We start from the raw sequence: 21,945 nt of genomic DNA, 5'->3' as shown, positions 1-21,945 counted from the left end.
CACCAAACAGCAAATATAAATCAAGTCTTTTTATGAAGTTTAAGTTTTCTAAACATTCGAGGGTCGACGATAAACAACAAGATCCCCATTATAACAACGATTCCACCAGTAATTTGGCTACCACTTAGCGTTTCGTGGAATACATAATAAGCTAAAATAGAGGCGCCGACAGGTTCTAAAAGGATTGCAATAGAGATTACATTCGTACTGACCCACTTCAAAGCCCAGTTAAATAACGTATGACCTAATAGGTTTGGTATAAGTGCAAGCATAATAAACCAAAACCAATCCGCACTTGGATGAGGTCCTAATGATTCTCCTTTAATAATTACATATATGAAGAGAGTTATTGTACTGATTGAGTAGACAATAAACGTATAAGTAATAAGAGAGATTCTTTTTCTTACATCTTGACCGAATAAAAGATAAGCAGTGATGAACGCACAACCGATGAGCGCTAATATATCGCCATATAATGCAGTACCACTAACCTTAAAATCTCCCCAACTAATAATGACACTACCTGAAATTGCAACGACAGCAGACAATATCGCTTTAAATGAGACTTTTTCTTTAAAGAAAAAATATGTACCGGCAAAAGCAAAGATAGGTTGCAACGTAACAAGTACTGTTGAACTTGCCACCGATGTATAGTTTAGTGATTCAAACCAAAAAATAAAATGGAATGCTAAGAATATACCAGCGATTAAAGAATATACCCAGTCTTTTCGTTTAAAAAATGAAACTTCCCATCTATATTTCAATAGAAATACGGGCAACATTAATAGTACAGAAAATAACATCCTATAAAATGCAATAACTCCGGCATCCGCTGTAGATAATTTTACAAAGATGGCTGAAAGTGCGACTGAAATCACACCTATTACAATTGGGATATAAGGATGAATTGCAGGTCTTTCCATAAAAAACACTTCTCCTTCAAAAATCATGTTAGTTTTTCCTTATATTCGGAAATACGATAACTAGTATACCATTTTAGATTTAAGAAGAAACTATAACATGTGAAAGGGGTATTGAGGATGTTAGGGCTTATTAGTGAAACGGTATATCCTGAAGCACTATTCAAAATTATCATCGCTTTAGGTTTAAGTTTAATCATCGGTGTTGAAAGAGAAATTAAGAAGAAGCCAATTGGGTTTAAAACGAGTGCTGTCATCGCAACATTTAGTTGTCTGCTCACGATTATTTCTATTGAAGCTGCTTATCTCGTTCCAGCACGAACTGACATTAACGTTACGATGGACCCTCTTCGTTTGGCTGCACAAATCGTAAGTGGTGTCGGATTTCTTGGTGCTGGGGCAATATTACGAAAGGATAATGACAATATCACGGGTCTCACGACGGCCGCGATGATTTGGGGAGCGGCAAGCATTGGGATTGCAGTTGGTGCTGGCTTCTATATAGAAGCATCATTTGCAGTATTGAGTGTCATGCTAGTAATTGAAGTACTTGCGCCTATTTTATCAAAACTTGGTCCGAAAAGACTTCGACAAAAAGAAGCCGCATTTACAATCATCTTATTAGATAGTGAAAATATCGATAAACTTATTCAATACCTCGAATCCGACAAGATGGTTATCGAGAACTTAAGAATTAAACAAATGTTATTAAATGAATACGTAAGTCATAAACTATTTTTTCGCATCTCAACCGTGCCTAAAAAAACAACATCACAACTATATCAAGAATTAATACAGCTACCCTATGTACATTCAGTTGAAATAGATTTCTTTTCATAATGGAGGATTAGATTAGGATGAAGGACATTTTACAACTTTTGAAAGAAGGAAATAAACCTTCCTTATTAGCAGCCATTGTCAACACAATTATCGCCACTTTAAAAGGTGTCGCGTTTTTCTTTACAGGGAATGTTGCCATGTTCGCGGAAACTATGCACTCACTTGGAGACGCCGCCAATCAATATTTCGTTTTTATTGGATCAGCTTTATCAAAAAAAGCGCCTACACCTAAATTCCCGAACGGTTTTGGTCGAGTCGTGAACTTAGTTTGTCTTGGCGCTGTGATTGTCGTAGCGATTATGTCTTATGAAGCCATAAAAGAAGGTTGGCATCATATTCTTAACCCTACTGAGTCGAGTGGGTTCCTCATCAATCTCTCTGTACTTGGTATTGCGATTATCTTGGAATTCGTTGTGCTTTATAAAGCCGGGAAGGAAATTTTACATGAGGTTGGGATTGATAAAGGTGGGCTTGCGCCTATTACGACTAGCTTTAAACATTTAAATAAAGCAAAACCGCCAACAAAATTAGTTTTTATGGAAGACCTCGTCGCTACTTTAGGAGGCGTACTTGCTTTTATCGCTGTTCTAATCGCTCACTTTTTCGGCTTATTAGCAGCAGAAGGCATCGCTTCTATATTAATAGGTTTAATGATGTTCTACGTTGTCGGAAAAATATTTATGGAAAATGCGAGAGGTGCAATTGGAGAAACAGACGAGGAAATGCTTGACCATATTGCGCATATTGTTGCAGCAGACGATGATGTCAAAGATATTCAACGTTTGGAGGTTGTAAAAGAAGGTGAATTCCTACACGTCGAGGTCGTTTTAGAGGTAGCCCCTTCTCATACGGTTGCTTACGTCGATGACATTCGGGATAGACTTATGAAAATTATCCTAAATCAAAAAGGAGTTCAAGATGTTATCATTTCTTTTGATGAAGATGATGGTGTACGTACTTGGACAGAATCAAACAAAATCAACATGAACGATAACTCTTCGAAGTTCCCTGAATAAAACAGTTGCGTCACGCTAATTTCAAGCGCGACGCACACGTTTTATAATGAAGCTCGTAAAATCTCTTCCACATCTTCTTTACCAATTTTATTAAAACGCCCTATTTTACCGTTCACTGTTGCTTTTTCAGCCATTATACTTATTTTCGAATCATCTATTCCATAATACTTTAGCGTTTCAGGTGCCCCGATGGAAGACCAAAATGCGCTTAAACGGTTAATCCCTTCAAATGCAACTTCTTCTGTTGTTTTTCCTTCAGGGTTCACACCAAAAACATTTTTTGCGAATTTCGCAAAACGATTTGGATTAACATGTACATTGTAACGCATCCAATGTGGGAATAATATTGCGAGCCCACCGGCATGCGGAATATCGTATACTGCTGAAACAGCATGTTCAATTTCATGCGTTGCCCAGTCTCCTTGATAACCAAGACGTAAAAATCCATTTAACCCTAATGTACCTGCTAAAAGAATCGTTTTTCTTAATTCATAGTTGTCTAAGTCCTCTACAAGTTTTGGTGCCGCTTCAATAATCGCACGCAAAACACCTTCACACATTTCATCTTGAATGGGTGTATTTGTCGCTTCGTTAAAATATTGCTCAAAAATATGGGACATCATATCAACAATCCCATAAATTGTCTGGTCTTTCGGGACAGATAACGTATATGTTGGGTCTAAGATGGAAAACTTCGGGAAATTAAACGGACTTCCCCATCCGTATTTTTCTTGTGTCTCTTCATTTGTAATGACAGACCCTGCGTTCATCTCGGAACCTGTTGCTGCCAATGTCAAAACGGTCCCAAACGGCAAGGCATCTGTTGGTTTTGCTTTTCGAGTAACAAAATCCCAAGCATCTCCGTCATACTTCGCTGCACATGCGATAAGTTTTGTACAATCAATGACTGATCCACCACCTACCGCAAGGATGACATCAATGTCTTTCTCTTTACAAATCGCTGCACCTTTTCTTGCCGTTGATATACGGGGATTTGGTTCAACACCTGAAAACTCATGTATTTCCATGCCAATTTCTCGTAACACTGTCATTAACTCATTGTATAAGCCATTTTTCTTAATACTTCCGCCGCCATAGACGACAAGCACTTTTTTCCCGAGAGTTGGTAACTCTTCTGCTAACTTTGATAACTGTCCTTTTCCAAAAATTAATTTAACTGGATTATAAAATGTGAAATCATTCATCTTCAACCATTCCTCCCTTTTCATCTTTCATTATCAATAAAAACAGAAGTGAATGCAATGATTAGTAGTCAACGCAAACAAACACTCATACTTGCATGATTTATTGCCAATATACATTTTTCAACTAAAAATGAATTGAGTGATTCCTTGGGAATGTATGTTCAAGTTTCCCATTGGGCATAATAATAGCGGAGGTGTCTATCTATGGGAACAATGCGTAGAATTGCGCTCGCACTGGCAATTATTGGTGCTTTAAACTGGGGAGTTGCAGGATTTTTTCGTTTTGATGTCGTTGCACAACTAGCTGGCGGATCCGCTGAACCGATTGCACGACCTATTTATATCTTAATTGGTATCTCTGGCCTTATTAACTTAGGTTTACTTTTTGACGAACGACGTGATCGGGAAAAGGTAGAACATAGAACGCCAAAACCCGAAATTTAAAAAACATCTCCCGATAACCGGGAGATGTTTAGTGGTCGGTTTATGCCCAGCCACGGAAACGGGATGCTTCCGCTGTTGCACGAACTCCTACCATATAAGCTGCTAAACGCATATCGATATTTCTAGTGGTTGCTGTCGTGTAAACATTATTAAACGCGTCAACCATTTTAGCTGTTAATTTTTCACGTACTTCATCTTCTGTCCAATAGTAACCCATGTTGTTCTGTACCCACTCGAAGTAAGATACAGTAACGCCACCTGCACTTGCTAATACGTCTGGTACTAGAAGAATGCCACGCTCAGTAAGTATTTGTGTAGCTTCAGCTGTTGTCGGACCATTTGCCGCTTCAACAACGATGCTCGCTTTAATATTATGTGCATTTTCCTCAGTAATCTGGTTAGCGATTGCTGCTGGAACGATAATATCACAGTCAAGCTCGAATAATTCTTTATTCGTGATTGTATCTTCGAATAGAGTTGTTACTGTTCCGAAGCTATCGCGACGGTCTAGTAAATAATCAATATCTAATCCATCTGGATCATGTAGTGCACCATATGCATCTGAAATCCCGACGATTTTTGCACCTGCATCATGAAGGAATTTAGATAGGAAACTTCCTGCGTTTCCAAACCCTTGAATCACTACACGAGCACCTTTCATATCGATGCCACGTTTTTTCGCAGCTTCTTCGATAACAATTGTTACACCTTCTGCTGTCGCACGATCACGGCCCTGAGACCCTCCAAGAACAATCGGTTTACCTGTAATAAAGCCTGGTGAGTTAAATTCGTCGATTCGGCTATATTCATCCATCATCCAAGCCATAATTTGAGCATTCGTAAACACGTCTGGAGCAGGAATGTCTTTCGCAGGTCCCATTATTTGACTTAGAGCACGAACATATCCACGGCTTAAACGTTCTAGTTCACCCATAGACATTTCTCTTGGGTCACAAATAACTGCACCCTTCCCTCCGCCATATGGTAGGTTAACGATACCGGCTTTTAACGTCATCCACATTGCAAGAGCCTTCACTTCTACAGCGTCAACTTCCGGGTGGAAACGAACGCCTCCTTTGAGCGGACCAACGGCATCGTTATGTTGACCACGGAATCCAGTAAACACCTTAACTTTACCGTCATCCATACGAACCGGAATTCGTACTTCCATCATGCGGAGTGGCTCTTTCAAAAGTTCATACATACCTTCATCGTAACCAAGTTTATCAAGTGCCTCTTTAATGACATCCTGTGTGGACGTGAGCAGCTGCATATTTTCAGTCAATTGTTATTTCGCCTCTTTGAATAAATTTTTTCTTCGCAACTATTGTACCATATCGAGATTTTCGTTCAAACTATTTCATCATGAATTAAAGACTTTTTTAATTCTTTCTAGTGCCCAATCAATCTCTTCTTTTGTAATAACGAGCGGTGGAGCAAATCGAATCACTGTATCATGTGTTTCTTTACATAAAAGTCCTAATTCTTTTAACTGTTCACAATAAGGACGAGCTTCTTCATGTAGTTCAACACCGATAAATAAACCACGACCGCGGACTTCCTTAATAGAAGGATGTTCGATTTTACGTAACTCTTCCATAAAGTAGTTACCTAGTTCAATAGAATTGTCCGCAAGTTTTTCATCCTCAAGCACTTCTAATGAAGCAATGGATACTGCACAAGCCATTGGATTTCCACCAAATGTTGATCCGTGTGACCCCGGATTAAATACACCTAAAATGTCTTCGTTTGCAACTACACATGAAATTGGGAATACACCGCCACCTAATGCTTTACCTAAAACATACATATCAGGTTCAACTTCTTCCCATTCACAAGCAAACATTTTACCTGTTCTGCAAAGACCGGCTTGAATTTCATCAGCAATAAATAAAACGTTATGTTTTTTACATAACTCGCTAGCAGCCTTCATGAAACCTTTCGGAGGGATTAAAATACCAGCTTCACCTTGAATAGGTTCAATTAGAAACGCAGCAGTGTTTGGCGTAATTGCCGCTTCAAGCGCCTCAATATCTCCATATGGAACATGTTTAATTCCTGGTAACATCGGGCCAAATCCGCGCTGGTACTCAGCTTCCGACGATAATGAAACCGCAGTCATTGTCCGACCGTGGAAATTTCCATTACAAGCAATGATTTCAGCTTTTCCGTCTTGTACACCTTTTACGTCATAAGCCCAGCGACGTGCAGTTTTAATAGCTGTTTCAACTGCTTCAGCACCTGTATTCATTGGAAGCGCCATATCTTTTCCTGATAACTGACAAATTTTTTCGTACCATGGGCCTAACTGATCATTGTGAAAAGCACGTGAAGTAAGCGTTACACGATCCGCTTGTTCCTTTAATGCATCAATGATTTTCGGATGGCGGTGTCCTTGGTTCACGGCTGAATAGGCAGCAAGCATATCCATGTATCTATTGCCCTCTGGATCTGTCACCCAAACCCCTTCCGCTTCGGAAATTACAATTGGAAGTGGATGGTAGTTATTCGCTCCAAATTTTTCTGTTTGCACAATAATTTTTTCTGTTACTGACATTTAAAATCCCTCCCCCGTATTAATTAGCAGACTACTTTAGACGGTAGTCTGCCAATTTCTATTATTATAGCATTTCTGAAGTTGTTTTGCCTTGCATATGAAGCTGTAAGTAATCAGGTCCGCCAGCTTTTGAATCTGTACCTGACATATTGAAGCCGCCAAACGGATGGTACCCTACAATTGCACCTGTACATCCACGGTTGAAGTATAAGTTTCCAACGTGGAAATCTTCACGTGCTTGTTCAATATGTTCACGGTTGTTTGTAATGACAGCACCTGTTAAGCCGTAATCCGTGTTATTTGCAATTTCGATTGCTTCATCGAAATTTTTCGCTTTTGTAAGTCCAACAACTGGTCCAAAAATCTCCTCTTGCATTAAACGAGCATCCGGAGCTAAGTCTGCGAATACTGTTGGTGCAACGAAGAATCCTTTGGAATCGTCGCCAACTCCACCTGCAACAAGACGCCCTTCTTCTTTACCAATTTCGATATAGCTCATAATTTTATCGTAAGAAGCTTGGTCAATTACTGGACCTGTGAATGATTGATTATCAATTGGGTCGCCGTATGTTGTTTCTTTGGCTAATTTTTCAACACGTTCAACAACCTCATCGTATACCTCTTCGTGAATGACAGCACGTGAACAAGCTGAACATTTCTGTCCGCTGAAACCAAATGCTGATTTAACGATTGCTTCTGCTGCTAACTCTAAATCTGCATCGTTATCAACAACGATGGTATCTTTACCGCCCATTTCAGCGATAACACGCTTCAACCAAATTTGTCCTTCGTTTACAATAGCCGCACGCTCATAAATGCGCGTTCCAACTTCACGTGAACCTGTGAATGAAACAAAACGTGTTCTTGGGTGGTCAACGATATAGTCACCAATTTCAGAACCTGAACCCGGGATAAAGTTTACTACGCCTGCTGGCATTCCTGCTTCTTCAAGTACTTCGATAAATTTGTAAGCAACGACTGGCGTTGTCGAAGCTGGTTTTAGTAATACAGTGTTACCCGTTACCAGCGCAGCTGCAGTTGTACCAGCCATAATTGCAAAAGCAAAGTTCCATGGTGAAATAACAACGCCAACACCTAGTGGGATGTAGTGGAATTGGTTATATTCGCCAGGGCGGCTTTCAACGTGCATACCTTCTTTCAATTGAAGCATTTGACGAGCATAATACTCTAAGAAGTCAATTCCTTCAGCAGTATCTGCATCCGCTTCATGCCATGGTTTTCCTGCTTCTTTAACTAGCAGTGCTGAAAACTCATGTTTACGACGACGAACAATCGCAGCCGCTTTGAATAAAACATCTGCACGGAATTCAGGCTTCATTTTTCTCCACGTGTTAAACGTTTCATCTGCAACGTTCATTGCTTTTTCAGCCAGATCTCTGCTCGCTTTTGAAACGCGACCTATTGTTTCTTCTTTATTCGCCGGGTTAAACGAGACAAGTTTGTCTTCTGTCATAATACGTTCCCCGCCAATGATTAACGGATAGTCTTGTCCAAGATATCCTTCAATTGTTTTAAATCCTTCAAGTAAAGCTTGTTCATTTTCTTTCTGAGTGAAATCTGTAAATGGTTCGTGTTTGTATGGAATCAATGAATTTATCCTCCTTTTAATAGAACACTAGGCGCAAAAAATATTTGCACTTTGGTTTCGCTTACATATATAATAATGCAAAAGATTATTGCTAATTTCAAGTATTTTTCACTATTTGTTCAAAAAAATGATTGGACGGTGGGATTTTTGCAGAAAAACATAGACTTTCTACGCCCTTTTTACACTTTCGCAGTCGAACAAGCAGGGGTCGGCATTCACGCCATTGATAAACAAGGAAGAACAATTATTTACAATAAAAAAATGAAACAAATTGAAGGATTGGCACTGGAAGATATTCAAGACCGAACAATTGTTGAATTGTTTAATTTTGAACATGACGAAAGTACGCTGCTAAAAGTTTTGCAAAGTGGGAAAGAATTATTAAATGTGAAACAAACGTATTGGAATCGTAATGGGATTCAAATAACAACAATTAATGATACATATCCGATTTTCGATGGTGATAAGCTTATTGGTGCAGTGGAACTCTCTCGAGATATTACTGCATTAGAAAATCTATTGCATCAACCGATTCAACAAAGCAATGACCTGGCAGTGTTTAGTCTATTAACTGCAGCTTCTAATTCAATGAAAACAGTGATTGCCACAGCTAAAAAAGCTGCGAAAGCTAAACTGCCTGTGTTATTAATTGGTGAAGCTGGTACCGGTAAAGATTTGCTTGCACAGAGTATTCATAGCGAGTTATCACTAAAAAATGATTATTTTTACACGCTTCATTGTCGTAACTCGGATTCACTTACAATTAATCGCTTAAATGAAACGTTAACGGGTGATGAATCATTGACACTCTTTTGTGAACGTATTGATTTATTGACAATGCCCTTACAACAAAAACTTTTGGATATTTTAACAAAAAAGGAGCGGCAAAATTTACAGTTTATCGCAAGTATAGGGGATGATCCTGTTGACTTAATTGCTTCAGGGGTACTACTAAAAGATTTATATTATTTCTTTGCATCGTTCGCAATTCAAATTCCTCCACTTCGAAAACGTAAAAAAGACATTATGCCTTTTATTGACGCTTATCTAACAAAAAGAAGCGCACAATATAAGAGCAGTTTAATAGGCGTTACACCTGAAATTGAAAAGATCTTCAATCACTATCATTGGCCCGGGAATATGCGAGAATTGGAATTTTTACTCGATGAAATTACATCTCTCGCCACGACAGAAACAATGATTACTTATGAAATGCTCCCACTGCATTTTCGACTTAAAAATGGGGATTTAAATGATGATACGATTGGGGTCGAAGACTTTATTGTTCAACGAGATAAAGACTTATTGCCTCTTGACCAATATTTAAAAGAGGCCGAAGCTTATTATGTTGAAAAGGCGCTGAAATTATACGAGGGAAACATTACAAAAACTGCCCATGCACTTGGCATGAGCAGACAAAGTTTACAGTATCGTTTACGTAAAATTAAAGAATCGTAACTGGTGAGTTTACACCTACTAAAAGCTGAAGGGTCGCATTACCGCGACAGGCATAAGTCCAACTGTCGACGTGGCGAACTTTGCCACATAGACAGTTTGCTTATGACCCGAGCGGTTGCCACCTGAAGCTAGACAAAAAAATAGAGGGATGGCGCACCGCCCTTCCCTCATTTTGATTGACCAGATTTGCCAATCCAATCTTGTAGTTTTTCTTTCAATGAATTAAAGCCTTCAGCATCACGTTCGTTTACGCGTGCTTGTAATGATTTTCGTGGGTTATCGTTTTTATCGGGCGCTTCTTGCAATGCACGCATGGAAAGACTAATTTTCCCAGCTTCCTCATCCACTTCAAGCACCTTTACCTCTACTTCTTCACCTACCGAAATGTAATCGTTAATGTCTTTTACGAACCCATACGTAATTTCGGAAATATGAACTAATCCCTGCGTATTCTCGTCTAATGCGACAAAGGCTCCGTATGGTTGAATGCCCGTTACTTTTCCGGTGAGCTTTTCTCCAGTTGTGTATGTTCTTGCCATTTGGAACAGCTCCCACTCATTTTTATATCGTATCTACCTAAAGGTCACCTACGATTATAACATGGTTTATTACCGTGAGCAAAATGAGCCGCACCTCAATTTTAACACGCTCTAAATAAATATTTTCTTACTCTTGGAAGATAGACCGAACAAACCAATCTTCTTCCTCTTGCACGAATTGCATATGCCCATAAGTGTCCCCAACACCGTAGTTTGCCGTTTTACCGTACGTATCAAAATAAAGATGATTCAGTTCACTAAATAAATATTTTTCTTGTTCCCAATTCAACATGTCAGCGGCCTTGTCGGCTTGTTTGGAACTTTCATGATAAAGACGCCGAATTGTTTCAGCATCGCCCTTTTCATTTGCATAGAAAAACATTCCCGCTATCGTGACAGGGTGACTATTTGTTAAAATGGAGCGATCATAATTTTGTTTGAACTGTTCATATGCTGATGAAACGATATAGTTAAACCCTTCATTAGGGAAATAAACATAAATCTGATCATTATGTCTGTTCTCTTCCCAATTATACGTGCCGAGATCGTTATTCTTGGCGTATGCAGCGATTTCAACGATTTGATATTCACTTAGAAAAACTTGCGTTTCTGAAACTGTCCAATCGGTTGCCTCAAATTCCCCCAAAACCTTTTTAATAATATTAGCGGCGATTGGCGTCTCACCGGAAGAAATAATCGCTTCCCATTCTTGGCGAACCTCTTTATTCACACGACCTTCTTTGTCGTATAATTCCCTTCCCTCTGCGCGTAGAATAGCTAACAATGCCCAAGCATAACGATATTCAAGCATTTGAAGGAATTCACTTTTCATAGTAGTCGCTTGCAAGGTCCGCTCCAACTCTTTGATATATTCAAACGCATTGTCGGGCACATCTGGAATGCTATAATAAGCATGCGATTGCGATTCGAGTATTGTAATATATCCCCCAACACTTGGATGAAGAGAAGCATGAAGCTGCTTATAAAAATCTACATCTCGATTTTCAAATTCCTCAGGTAAAAATTCAACATGAATATTTTGCTCCGTCATATTATGAATTAATTGCTGTACTTCTTTTGGGTAAGTATCGATATCTTTCAATCGATTCAAGCCTACCGATTCGTCGGTGGCGACTACCTCCATAAGCTCGGGATACGTATAAATCGCATTTCCATAAACGTGGCTAAGAATGTAATACTTTGGGATGTACTGTTCTAAAAAAGCTTCGCTTGCCTTTAAATCATTCGTTAAAGGTTGCTTAAATAGTTCCTCAGCCATGTCACTAGGAACTTTTAAGTTTTCAATAAACTCATCAAACTGCTTGGAGATTTCATGTTTATCCAATTCCTTTTCGTCTTCAAAGTCTTGTTCAATTCGTTTAATAAATCTCTCAAAAAGATTTATTTCTTGGTCACTAAAATAACTTCTGCCAAACATATCTAGCGCGCCTGTGCCTGCGAAGTTTTCCTCAGTTAATCCAAGCTTTTCATATGTATCACTCAGTTGTTCTTCATACGTTACCTTTAGCTGCTCAATCCATTTCTCTGTAGATGCCCTTTTGTAGGGTTCACTATTGATAATTGAAAAGATAATGAGGGCTGCTAACAACGCAATTCCTGATAGAACTAAATAAATGCCACGTATAGATGGTCGTGAGATTTGTAAATCCATTTCTACTAGCGGCTCATCGCTATCTCCAAATACTTTTTCTTCGTCTATACGAAATGATATTCGATCGTAGGATTTCTGTAATAGCTTTAATCTACGCTCTATCAGTGCATCCTGCCATTGGTTCAGTACGCTATTGTTCTTTTCTCGAATAACTTCGATAGGAAACGAAAGTATTTCAGTCAATTGATCCTCATTTATTTTTGAAAAGGAAGATAGGATAAATGTTAGCTTATCTTGTGACTGAAGTTGAATCACTTTCTGGTGAAGATGATAATCTTCTTCAAATAAAAATTCGTTCACTTCAGTCAGTTGAATATTTGATAACTTTCCAATGGCGATTTGATACATTCGATAAAATAATTGCTGGTCATTGTCGATTTCTTTAAGCTCTATAAATAATTGACGGAAGGTAGCTGTCGCCAATTCATTCGCGTCTTGTATTGTTGTACCAAATTGAAATGCCAATCGCGCAATCTCTTTCCCATACCGATTGAGCCATTTTTTTAGTGCTTCTTCGTCCCCTTTTTTCATGGCACCAAACAACTCTATATCTATCACAGCAATTGACACCCCCATGTCCAAGCTTACTTTTCGCCTAATTATAACAGAAATCATACACTTTTCCGTATATTTCATGCAAATCAAAGTAAATACATTATCGATTGAGGCGATGAACTCTAGTTAGCTATTCAACAAAACTTGTTAGTTTTTTAAAATAACACTGTTTTTATTTCAATATTCGTGTAAAATAAAGAAATGTTTCTATGAAGAGAGAGTGATCATTATGGCACCACGTGAACAATGGACTTCTAAATTAGGATTTATCCTTGCAGCAGCGGGTAGTGCAATTGGCCTCGGCGCAATTTGGAAGTTTCCTTATATGGCTGGAACAAACGGGGGAAGTGTTTTTGTTCTTCTGTTTATCATTAGTACTATTGCAATCGGTCTTCCGATTTTACTCGCTGAATTCATCATTGGGAGAATGGGACAAGCAGACGCATTCACGATTTTTCAGCGGTTAGGAAAAAACAAAATGTGGCCTGCAATCGCTTGGCTCGGATTCGCATTCGGTTTTATCGTCTTATCGTTTTATAGTGTTGTTGGTGGATGGATATTATCTTATTTAGCTAGAGCCCTTACCGGCCAACTCACTTCACAAAATCACGGGGAATTATTTGCATCGATTACATCCAATCCTATAGAAGTATTATTTGCACAGTTTGTCTTTATGTTTTTAACTGTGTGGATTGTACAAGGCGGCATTAAAGCAGGGATTGAACGGGCGAGCAGATGGATGATGCCGTTATTATTTATCTTTTTTATCATTTTAGCAATTCGGTCATTAACACTTGAGGGTGCAATGGAAGGCGTCCGATTTTTATTCATTCCGGATTGGTCTTTGTTAACGGGTAGTACATTTTTACTTGCACTTGGACAAGCATTTTTCTCATTAAGTGTAGGGGTTACTGCCATGATGACGTATGCTTCTTATTTACCTAAAGATGAGCGACTTGGACAATCGGCTGTGAGTGTTTCGGTCTTAAATATATTCATTTCAATCCTTGCAGGTCTTGTGATCTTCCCTGCTGTTTTCGCACTCGGTGGATCTCCAGCTGAAGGACCTGGGTTAGTCTTCGTTATTTTACCAGCTATTTTTGAACAGATGCCTTTCGGTTCGATATTTATGATACTCTTCTTTATATTAATGCTATTTGCGACATTAACGTCAGCGATTGCATTGTTAGAGATTGTCATTTCAACGGGCATTCGCACCCGATATGATCGACGTCGTCGCGCTTCATGGGTATTCGGAACTTTGATTTTCATTATCGGCTTCCCAAGTGCACTATCATTCGGATTACTGTCAGATGTATCAATATTTGGCGGAACCTTTTTTGATTTTGCAGATTTGATTACGAGTCGTATTGGGATGCCTATCGGCGCATTGTTTATTTCCTTATTTGCAGGTTTTGTTTTGACGAATCAACAAACGATTAGAGAATTAGACGTTCATCCGTTCATTCACACTACTTGGAAATTTCTCGTAAGATTTATTGTGCCAGCCGCAATTATTGTTATTTTTGCCGCTTGGATTTTTGAAATTTCTTTGTAAACTTTATTTCCATAATAAAACCTTCCATATACACGCAAGCATTATCACGTGTATGTATGGAAGGTTTTTTGTATAACTAATTAGTTTCACTAGTTGTCCCTATTAACGAATAGCATTTAATATAATTGCCACACCTGTCGTTGAACCCGTATGCATTAATTTGCGTGTTATTCATTTCTAATCGTAAAATGATTCACTGAGGATTCCAGGTCTCCTGCTAAATTGGATAATTCTTCTGTACTCTCACGAATCGTTTCGATTTGGAAAGTTGCTTGCTCAACGGAGGCAGTCGTTTCTTCAACGCCAGCCGCAGCTTCTTGGGCGATAGAGGCGACCTCTGTCACTTCTCCTGTCATTTTGCTGCCCATACTTTCAATTGCATCAAGTTCTGTAGACATCGAACTTGTTAATCCATTCATCGTCGTAACAAGTTGCGTAATTTCCTCGAAAATTTCACCTGTCGTTTCGATTTTTTGTTGTCCATCTGAAACGTGACGATATCCTGTTTCAAGGATGGTTACAGCTTCCGAGGAGCCTTCTTGTACAGTGTTTACAATCGTTGTAATTTCACTTACAGAATCCGCTACTTGTTCAGCAAGTTTTTTAACTTCTTCTGCTACGACTGCAAATCCTTTTCCTTCTTCTCCGGCACGTGCTGCTTCAATTGCCGCGTTCAATGCGAGTAAATTTGTTTGTTGTGCAATTTCACTAATGACGACAACGAGTTCTGAAATCTCTCTCGTTTGGTTATCTAAGTTTTGAATACGTTCTACAGCTCTTGTTACGACTTGGTGAATTTCCTCCATCTGTTCAACAGAACTTGTCATCATTTCGTTTCCATCTGCCGTTCGTTCTAATACAGCATTTGATGCGGTTGCAACTTCGCTGCCCGATGCGTTTACATTTTGAATATCTTCAAAGAAGTTACCGACCATCTCAGCCATATTCGTAGCTGAACTGGCTTGCGCTTCCGATCCAGCAGCTAGTTGTTCCATCGTTGCGGCAATTTGATTTGAAGAATCACTAACTGCACCAGTTGCATCTGTTAAGTTTGCGCTTCGTTCATTCACTTGATGAGCAATTTGCAATGTGCTAGCGAGCATATGGTTCATTTGTTTGCTCATCTCATTTGTCGCCGTAACAAGTTGTCCCACTTCATCTCTTGAATTTAACACTAGAGGTTCGCCACTTAAATCACCATTTGCGATGGATTTCATTCGATCCATCACCGTATTGATTGGTTTGGAAATGATGTTAGATGTAATAAGTGCTGCAGCGATACTGATCAGAATGACTAAGATTGTAACAGTATTTCCAACAACAAGTGTACTATTTCCATTTGCAATAATATCTTCTTCAATCGCTTGTATTGTTATTCGTCTTTCTTCCGCTAATTTTACATACCCATCCATCAATTCATTTGCAGCGGGCGTTAATACATCTAAATTCCTTATTGCTTCATCATGATTTCCTTTATCATATTCATCAAATACCATTGTGGTAATCTGTTGTCTCCACTCAATTGTTTGATTTATAAGCTCGTCAAATTCCTCTGAAGCACCTATACTTCTTATGATTTCTTCTTGACGTTGAGCTTGCTCAGTATAGCTATTAAAACGATCTCGATATTCACTGCCGAATAATACATACCCACGAGCAGAAGCTCTTCTATCTGCCATTAGAGAAGCGAGCTGCTCATTTGCAATTAATAATGGCAGTTCTTTTTCGACGATATTTTCCGCCTCAGCATTACTATTTTTCACGACTGAAAAATTATACACGCCTAATATTAGGACAAGTAAAATAACGAGAGAAAAAGAAAACAATAATTTTCCTTTAATACTAGTGAATTGCAGTTTTTTCATACAAGATTCCTCCCTTTCCTTCTCCCTTGTTTATCGGCGGTCATTTTACTTTGTGAACAACTTATTATAAAATTTCTTAGTATTTTTTCTAATATTAAAAAGAGGAAGAAGTAATTCTACAGTTGCTCCTCTATCAGATGAATTAAACATTAGTTTGTTCACTCTTTCACAAAACACGGAAATTTATCGTTTTACATATCGTGCCAGCTACGATTATTGTTATTTTTACGTTTAGATTGAAATGACACATTCATTATAAAAAAAGAACAACCTTACACACACCTACACGCATCTATGCTTGTAAGTGATGGAAGGTTGTTTTATTGTGCTAAATGTCTTGTCTATCTATGCCCGCGTACGTTTTATTTCATTCTCAATCGTAAATTGGTTAACGGATTCTTCAAGATTTGTCGCTAAGTTAGCCAATTCCTCGGCCCCTGCATTGATTGTTTCAATTTGGAATGTCGTTTGTTCTACAGAAGCCGTCGTTTCTTGAACACCCGCAGCCGACTCTTCCGCGATAGAAGCAACTTCTGTTACACCTGTCGTTAATTGTTCGCCAATCTCTTCAATATGATCAAGGTTTTTAGACATTTCATCTGTCAACTTGTTCATATTCGTGACTAGGTTTGTAATATCTTCAAAGACAGTTCTCGTTTCAAGTACTTTATCTTTCCCGTCTCTAACGCTTTGATAGCCACTCTCCAATGATTGCACTGCTGTCGAAGAGCCTTGTTGGACGCGATCAACAATGGATGTGATTTCATTGATTGAATCTGCAACTTGCTCGGCTAACTTCTTAACTTCTTCAGCTACAACTGCAAATCCTTTCCCTTGTTCTCCCGCTCTTGCTGCTTCAATGGCTGCGTTTAATGCAAGTAAATTCGTTTGTTCTGCAATTTCACTGATCACAGTAACCAGTTCGGAGATTTCTTTCGTTTGATTGTCTAGTCGTTGAATTTGTTCAACGGAATCATTCACTACCCGATAAATTTCGTTCATCTGCTCCACTGAACTCGTCATCATATCATTGCCGTCCCCAGTCCGCGCTAAAACTTGATCAGCGGCATCTGAAACTTCACTCCCAGCTCGATTCGTTTGTTGGACATCTTCAAAAAATGCCCCAACCATTTCTGCCATATTCGAAGCAGTGTGTGCTTGTGCTTCAGATCCAGCCGCTAATTGTTCCATTGTAGCCGCAATCTGATTGGATGAGTCATTCACCGTAGCTGTTGCGCCTGTTAAGTTACCGCTACTGCTATTTAATTCTCGTGACATAGCTAGCGTTCCACGTAATGTCTCTTGAATTCTTTCACGCATTTTATTGATTGAATGAACTTGCTGCCCCACTTCGTCTTTCCGTCGTGTTTCAAGCGGTTCATCATTAAAGATGCCGTCCGCCATTCTTTCCATTCGTTCAGAAACCGCCATAACCGGTCTTGAAATACTTCTTGCCATGAAATAACTTACCCCTAAGCCGAGGACTAGAACAGCTATAGTAATGATGAGGTTGAAGAGTGCAGTGGATTTACCTTCGCCAGCACGTTCAATCCCTTCCACTAACATAAAATTTTGGCGATTACTTGTCATTGCATTAAAGTCTCTCAATAACTCATTCGCCATTGGTTCAGCAATTTCACTATCAATTCTAAGGGCTTCTTCCTCGTCTCCCGCTTTAATCGCCGGAAATAGTTGATCAGTTAATACCGTCCGCCACTCGTTACTTCTGTTAATTAACTCATTGACTTCTTCATTATTTACTCTTTGTACAAGCTCTTCTTGTAGTTCTATGCTTGACTCGGTTAAACGGTTAAAATCCTCTATATATTGCTCATCCAAAGTGAGCATGTATCCCCGCGACAATGCGATACGTTCTGCAATATTATAGGTAAGCCTTGAATCCGCAATCAGTATTGGCAATTGCTCTTCCGACATCTCTTCAGAATAATTAACTAAGCTATTAATCCCAATGATCGCATTCCCTGCTAAAATGGCTACTAATAACATCACTGCTCCAAATCCGAGCATTATTTGTGCACGTAAAGTCTTCAAATGATTCTCCTCCAACTGGTTTTGTATACAATGTATTGTTTTACTTACTAGTCATATCGTCAGATTTTTGGATTGGTTGATTCATAAACTTCCTCCTTATTACTTAACTAAATTTATTATCGGCCACTTTTTATTTTTGTGAATGAATTCACAAAAAAGTATTTAATAAATCGAGTAGGAGGCTAACCATTATTTGATTAGCCGACCTCTCACACCACCGTACGTACGGGTCCGTATACGGCGGTTCAATCTCTTAAGTATCGTGACTCATAAAGTTGGGACATATCTTTCAATCCCCATTTTGTGAGTCTTTCTTTTGTTATGGCGCGATGGATAATCGTATTCCGAGATATTCGCCAGTACCCTTTACGTGTATTGGCTAGTTTCATCGCGTCGTCACGGTTAATGCCATATTTACGAAGCATTGTGTAGTCCGTACCTTTTTCCATCTTTTCCATATCAGTTGCCTTAATCTGTGATTTAACCATTGTTGAATTGTTTCAATAAAAGTTTTCATATTCGCAATTCCATAGTAGTTAATCCAACCTGTTGTTGTTTGGTTTATCTTCTTGATGATTTCCCCGAAAGTTCCAGGTCGTTTTCGGCTTGTTAACTTCTCAAGTTTAGCTTTGAGTCTTTGTTTTGCCGACCTACTTGGTCGGCACCCTACTTTCCCATGAGATTTTGGATGTTGAAACCGAGAAATGAGGCTTTTGTGGCGCCACATAGCTGGCTCTTCTCTTGATTAATTGTCAGTTGAAGGTCTTTTTCTAGGAATTCAGTGATTCCTTCCATTACCCGTTCACCCGCACGTCGACTCCTAACGTAAACGACAAAGTCATCCGCGTATCTGATAAAACGATGTCCTCTTTTCTCAAGTTCTCTGTCTAACATATTAAGGTAAACATTTGCCAGAATTGGCGATAACGGTCCACCTTGTGGTGCACCTTTCGTCGTCTCAATATAAATGTCTCTATCGAGAATACCGGAGCGTAAGAATTTCCAGAGAAGGCGAAGTACGATTTTATCCGGGATGAAATATTCCAAATAACCACGGATTCGTTGGTGATGGATAGTGTCGAAATAACTTTTCAAGTCACAGTCCACGACTACTCTGAAGCCCTCCCGATAATATTCCTCAGCCTTTTTGATAGCTTGGTGGGCACTTCTGCCTTTTCGGAAACCGTAGCTATTGTCAGAGAAATGTGGGTCAATAATCGGCTCTATGACTTGTAGAATCGCTTGTTGCACGACTCTGTCCAAAACACAAGGAATACCTAAATACCTTTTCGAACCATCTGCTTTTGGAATCGCAACCCGTTTTACGGGTTGAGGTTGGTAAGTTCCATCTTTTAGTTTTTGCTTTAAAGGTTGATAGTACTTTTCCAGATGACCTTTTAATTGGTAGACTGTAATGCCATCGACTCCTGGCGCACCTTTATTCTTCCTGACTTTCTTGTAGGCTCTCCAAAGATTATCATCTGCGATAACCTGTTCGATTAAGTTGATACCATCTTGTTCTTTCATATCCATGCGACATCCCTACACACTCCTATGTACCCTTTCGTTTCCAACTTATCTCTCCATAGGTAGCCACCTTTTGGTCATTACCGCGGTGTTTTCTGTGTTTTGGCGGCGATGTCTACACCTCCTTGTTTTCTCAAGATTTAAGATTGTTCGGTCCTTCATTTCCTTAGCGGAAACTACTATGACTTCTGCTGACTTCTCACGACAAATCTTATTTGAGTTATATCTAACTCGTCCGTGAGACCTCCCCGGGTAAGAGTAATCACTTTCATCTCATGTAACTGCTATATCTACTGTATGGGATTCGGGCAGTATTGGACTTTGTCTTGTAATGCAGACTTATCCGTCCCAATTCAGCCTTTTATATAGTTTCTGTTCGTCAGTTCGAGATTTTGCATACGGCTTCCTTCAGATTCCACTTCGCAATGGACACCCTTGCCTTCTGCTAACAGTTCCTACTGCCAAGCCTGTAGCGGACTTTCACCGCCTAGCGACTCCCCATGCCGGGCACACATTAAAAAAAGAGGGAAAGTAGATAAATCTACTTTCCCTCTTCCCCTCTAAATATTTCTGTTAAACAATACACTTCGCTTCATACTTGATTGCTAGAAGCTTATACGATATTTGGATGCATTTTTCTATCGGTATCCATAATTCAAAAGAATGTGCATAAATTTCCCGAATGCTTTTTGCTAAGTCGACTGGATGATCGAAACGATGTAAAGCCGCGACGACATCGACAATTTCAAGTTTATATGCATTATTCCCTACTTGAAACGGATCCCATTCTTCTAAAACCGCGATAGCTTTTTTATTCATTTCCATTATTTCCATATCATTCACCTTATTTTTATTTCAATAACTATATGATAGCATAGGAGAAGAAAAAGAAAAGGGGGAGCGATTGATGAGTGACTTTGAACGTGTCATTGACAGAAGGAAAACCCGTTCCACTAAATGGGACAACATGCATGAAGTCTACGGTCTAGAGAACGCAGATGATATTTTACCGATGTGGATTGCAGATATGGATTTTGCCGCACCAAAAGTCGCGATAGACGCAATGCGTGAGCGACTTGACCATGGTGTTTTTGGATACTCATATATATGTGTTGCATGTAAAGATGCAGTACGTAATTGGTTGACAGAATATCATTCTTGGGAAACTAAAAATGAATGGATGCTCTTTCATCACGGTGTCGTACCAGCCATTGCTTCTGTAATTGAGACGTTTACAACAGAAGATGATGCAATATTAATTACACCGCCTGTCTATCCGCCATTTTTCCAAGTACCGGGTCACATGGAAAGGAAAATCGTCACATGTGAAATGATAGAGACCAATGGGGAGTATGCGATTGATTTCGTGAAATTCGAGCAGGCTTTACAACAAAATGTGAAAGTATTCATTTTATGTAACCCGCATAATCCTGGGGGCATCGTTTGGTCTGTTGAAGACCTTGAAAAAATAGTTGAACTTTGTACGAAATACGACGTCCTAATTTTATCCGACGAAATTCATGCTGATCTCGTTTTTCAGCCTCATAAACATACACCAATTGCTGCGATTGCTGGAGAAGAAGCAAAACGTATTATTACTTGCGTTGCACCCACAAAAACATTTAACCTTGCGGGTGTACAAGCTGCAATTATGATTGCTTCGGATGAACAAGTAAGGAGTAAATTAGAAAAACATGCAATGGCTCATGGACAAATGAATTTAAGTCCGTTCGCTTCCGCCGCTTTAAAAGCTGCATACGAGGAAGGTAGACCTTGGCTTGATGAATTGTTGACGATTATTTCTAGTAATATGGATTATGTCATTGAACAGCTTCAAAAAAAGTTGCCGAAAATTAAAGTGAGGAAGCCGCAAGCGACTTATTTAATTTGGATAGATTACCGGGAAACAGGACTTTCCGAAGAGGAAATGATGGAGAAACTTTTACAAGTTGGACGACTTGCGCTTGAACCAGGTAGTAAATATGGCGAGTCCGGTAGAGGATTTTTGCGGATGAACGTTGCTTGTCCACCGTCTATTGTTAAAGAAGGCGTGGAACGTTTTATTCGAGCACTTGATTGACAATTGAAGCTTCAAATATAGGGATAACTTTCAAATTATTTTCGACCA

General features: G+C 39.2%; 19 protein-coding genes. 6 read left to right on the top strand and 13 right to left on the bottom strand.

The window, feature by feature from the left end; genetic code table 11:
* Positions 1-20 precede the first annotated feature (20 nt).
* Positions 21-923 carry a DMT family transporter gene (locus BI350_RS05175; protein WP_075529241.1) on the bottom strand — a complete coding sequence of 301 codons (903 nt, stop codon included), beginning with the start codon at positions 921-923 and terminating at the stop codon, positions 21-23.
* 117 nt (positions 924-1,040) lie between these two features.
* Here BI350_RS05175 and BI350_RS05170 point away from each other — a divergent pair, with 117 nt between their 5' ends.
* Entirely contained in the window at positions 1,041-1,760 is a 720-nt protein-coding gene (locus BI350_RS05170) for an MgtC/SapB family protein (protein ID WP_075527146.1), read from the top strand.
* Between the two features lie 17 nt (positions 1,761-1,777).
* Positions 1,778-2,776 carry a cation diffusion facilitator family transporter gene (locus BI350_RS05165; RefSeq protein WP_075527145.1) on the top strand — a complete coding sequence of 333 codons (999 nt, stop codon included), beginning with the start codon at positions 1,778-1,780 and terminating at the stop codon, positions 2,774-2,776.
* A 41-nt stretch (positions 2,777-2,817) separates the two neighbouring features.
* Here the strand turns inward: BI350_RS05165 and BI350_RS05160 are convergent, their stop codons facing one another.
* Positions 2,818-3,981, bottom strand: coding sequence for an iron-containing alcohol dehydrogenase (locus tag BI350_RS05160; protein ID WP_075527144.1), 1,164 nt, complete (start codon positions 3,979-3,981; stop codon positions 2,818-2,820).
* A 204-nt stretch (positions 3,982-4,185) separates the two neighbouring features.
* Here BI350_RS05160 and BI350_RS05155 point away from each other — a divergent pair, with 204 nt between their 5' ends.
* Positions 4,186-4,425, top strand: a complete 240-nt coding sequence (locus BI350_RS05155; protein WP_075527143.1) for a DUF378 domain-containing protein — start codon at positions 4,186-4,188, stop codon at positions 4,423-4,425.
* A 40-nt stretch (positions 4,426-4,465) separates the two neighbouring features.
* On the opposite strand, the gene BI350_RS05150 is transcribed toward BI350_RS05155, so the two are convergent.
* From BI350_RS05150 to pruA, 3 genes are all read right to left on the bottom strand, one after another.
* Positions 4,466-5,710 carry a Glu/Leu/Phe/Val family dehydrogenase gene (locus BI350_RS05150; RefSeq protein ID WP_075527142.1) on the bottom strand — a complete coding sequence of 415 codons (1,245 nt, stop codon included), beginning with the start codon at positions 5,708-5,710 and terminating at the stop codon, positions 4,466-4,468.
* A 78-nt stretch (positions 5,711-5,788) separates the two neighbouring features.
* Positions 5,789-6,982, bottom strand: coding sequence for an ornithine--oxo-acid transaminase (locus BI350_RS05145; RefSeq protein WP_075527141.1), 1,194 nt, complete (start codon positions 6,980-6,982; stop codon positions 5,789-5,791).
* A 64-nt stretch (positions 6,983-7,046) separates the two neighbouring features.
* Positions 7,047-8,591 (bottom strand): L-glutamate gamma-semialdehyde dehydrogenase, encoded by a 1,545-nt coding sequence (gene pruA / locus BI350_RS05140; RefSeq protein ID WP_075527140.1) that lies wholly within the window; start codon positions 8,589-8,591, stop codon positions 7,047-7,049.
* Positions 8,592-8,738: 147 nt separating this feature from the next.
* Here pruA and BI350_RS05135 point away from each other — a divergent pair, with 147 nt between their 5' ends.
* Positions 8,739-10,049, top strand: coding sequence for an AAA-type ATPase lid domain-containing protein (locus BI350_RS05135; RefSeq protein WP_075527139.1), 1,311 nt, complete (start codon positions 8,739-8,741; stop codon positions 10,047-10,049).
* Positions 10,050-10,216: 167 nt separating this feature from the next.
* Here BI350_RS05135 and yugI read toward each other — a convergent pair whose 3' ends face one another.
* Together yugI and BI350_RS05125 are read right to left on the bottom strand one after the other, a co-directional pair.
* Positions 10,217-10,588 carry a S1 domain-containing post-transcriptional regulator GSP13 gene (gene yugI, locus BI350_RS05130; RefSeq protein WP_075527138.1) on the bottom strand — a complete coding sequence of 124 codons (372 nt, stop codon included), beginning with the start codon at positions 10,586-10,588 and terminating at the stop codon, positions 10,217-10,219.
* 127 nt (positions 10,589-10,715) lie between these two features.
* Positions 10,716-12,836, bottom strand: a complete 2,121-nt coding sequence (locus BI350_RS05125; protein ID WP_155767476.1) for a hypothetical protein — start codon at positions 12,834-12,836, stop codon at positions 10,716-10,718.
* 208 nt (positions 12,837-13,044) lie between these two features.
* On the opposite strand from BI350_RS05125, the gene BI350_RS05120 reads away from it, so the two are divergent.
* Positions 13,045-14,373, top strand: a complete 1,329-nt coding sequence (locus BI350_RS05120; protein ID WP_075527136.1) for a sodium-dependent transporter — start codon at positions 13,045-13,047, stop codon at positions 14,371-14,373.
* A 167-nt stretch (positions 14,374-14,540) separates the two neighbouring features.
* On the opposite strand, the gene BI350_RS05115 is transcribed toward BI350_RS05120, so the two are convergent.
* From BI350_RS05115 to BI350_RS05095, 6 genes are all read right to left on the bottom strand, one after another.
* Complete coding sequence (locus BI350_RS05115) at positions 14,541-16,238, bottom strand: methyl-accepting chemotaxis protein (protein ID WP_075527135.1); 1,698 nt, start codon at positions 16,236-16,238, stop codon at positions 14,541-14,543.
* A 345-nt stretch (positions 16,239-16,583) separates the two neighbouring features.
* Entirely contained in the window at positions 16,584-18,290 is a 1,707-nt protein-coding gene (locus tag BI350_RS05110; protein WP_075527134.1) for a methyl-accepting chemotaxis protein, read from the bottom strand.
* A 245-nt stretch (positions 18,291-18,535) separates the two neighbouring features.
* Entirely contained in the window at positions 18,536-18,778 is a 243-nt protein-coding gene (locus tag BI350_RS17355) for a hypothetical protein (protein ID WP_342672219.1), read from the bottom strand.
* On the bottom strand, positions 18,676-19,017 hold the full coding sequence (locus BI350_RS17350; RefSeq protein WP_155767475.1) for a group II intron maturase-specific domain-containing protein: 342 nt from the start codon (positions 19,015-19,017) through the stop codon (positions 18,676-18,678). Before BI350_RS17350 ends, BI350_RS17355 begins: the two co-directional genes overlap by 103 nt.
* Positions 18,957-19,817, bottom strand: a complete 861-nt coding sequence (gene ltrA, locus BI350_RS05100) for a group II intron reverse transcriptase/maturase (protein ID WP_075529240.1) — start codon at positions 19,815-19,817, stop codon at positions 18,957-18,959. Before ltrA ends, BI350_RS17350 begins: the two co-directional genes overlap by 61 nt.
* Positions 19,818-20,390: 573 nt before the next feature.
* Positions 20,391-20,651 carry a DUF1871 family protein gene (locus BI350_RS05095; protein WP_082294961.1) on the bottom strand — a complete coding sequence of 87 codons (261 nt, stop codon included), beginning with the start codon at positions 20,649-20,651 and terminating at the stop codon, positions 20,391-20,393.
* Positions 20,652-20,724: 73 nt separating this feature from the next.
* On the opposite strand from BI350_RS05095, the gene BI350_RS05090 reads away from it, so the two are divergent.
* Positions 20,725-21,897, top strand: a complete 1,173-nt coding sequence (locus BI350_RS05090) for a MalY/PatB family protein (protein ID WP_075527132.1) — start codon at positions 20,725-20,727, stop codon at positions 21,895-21,897.
* Positions 21,898-21,945: the final 48 nt, after the last annotated feature.

Origin of the sequence: Sporosarcina ureilytica (assembly GCF_001753205.1) — a bacterium.
Lineage (GTDB): Bacteria > Bacillota > Bacilli > Bacillales_A > Planococcaceae > Sporosarcina > Sporosarcina ureilytica.
This window is presented reverse-complemented; position numbering and strand designations above follow the sequence as displayed.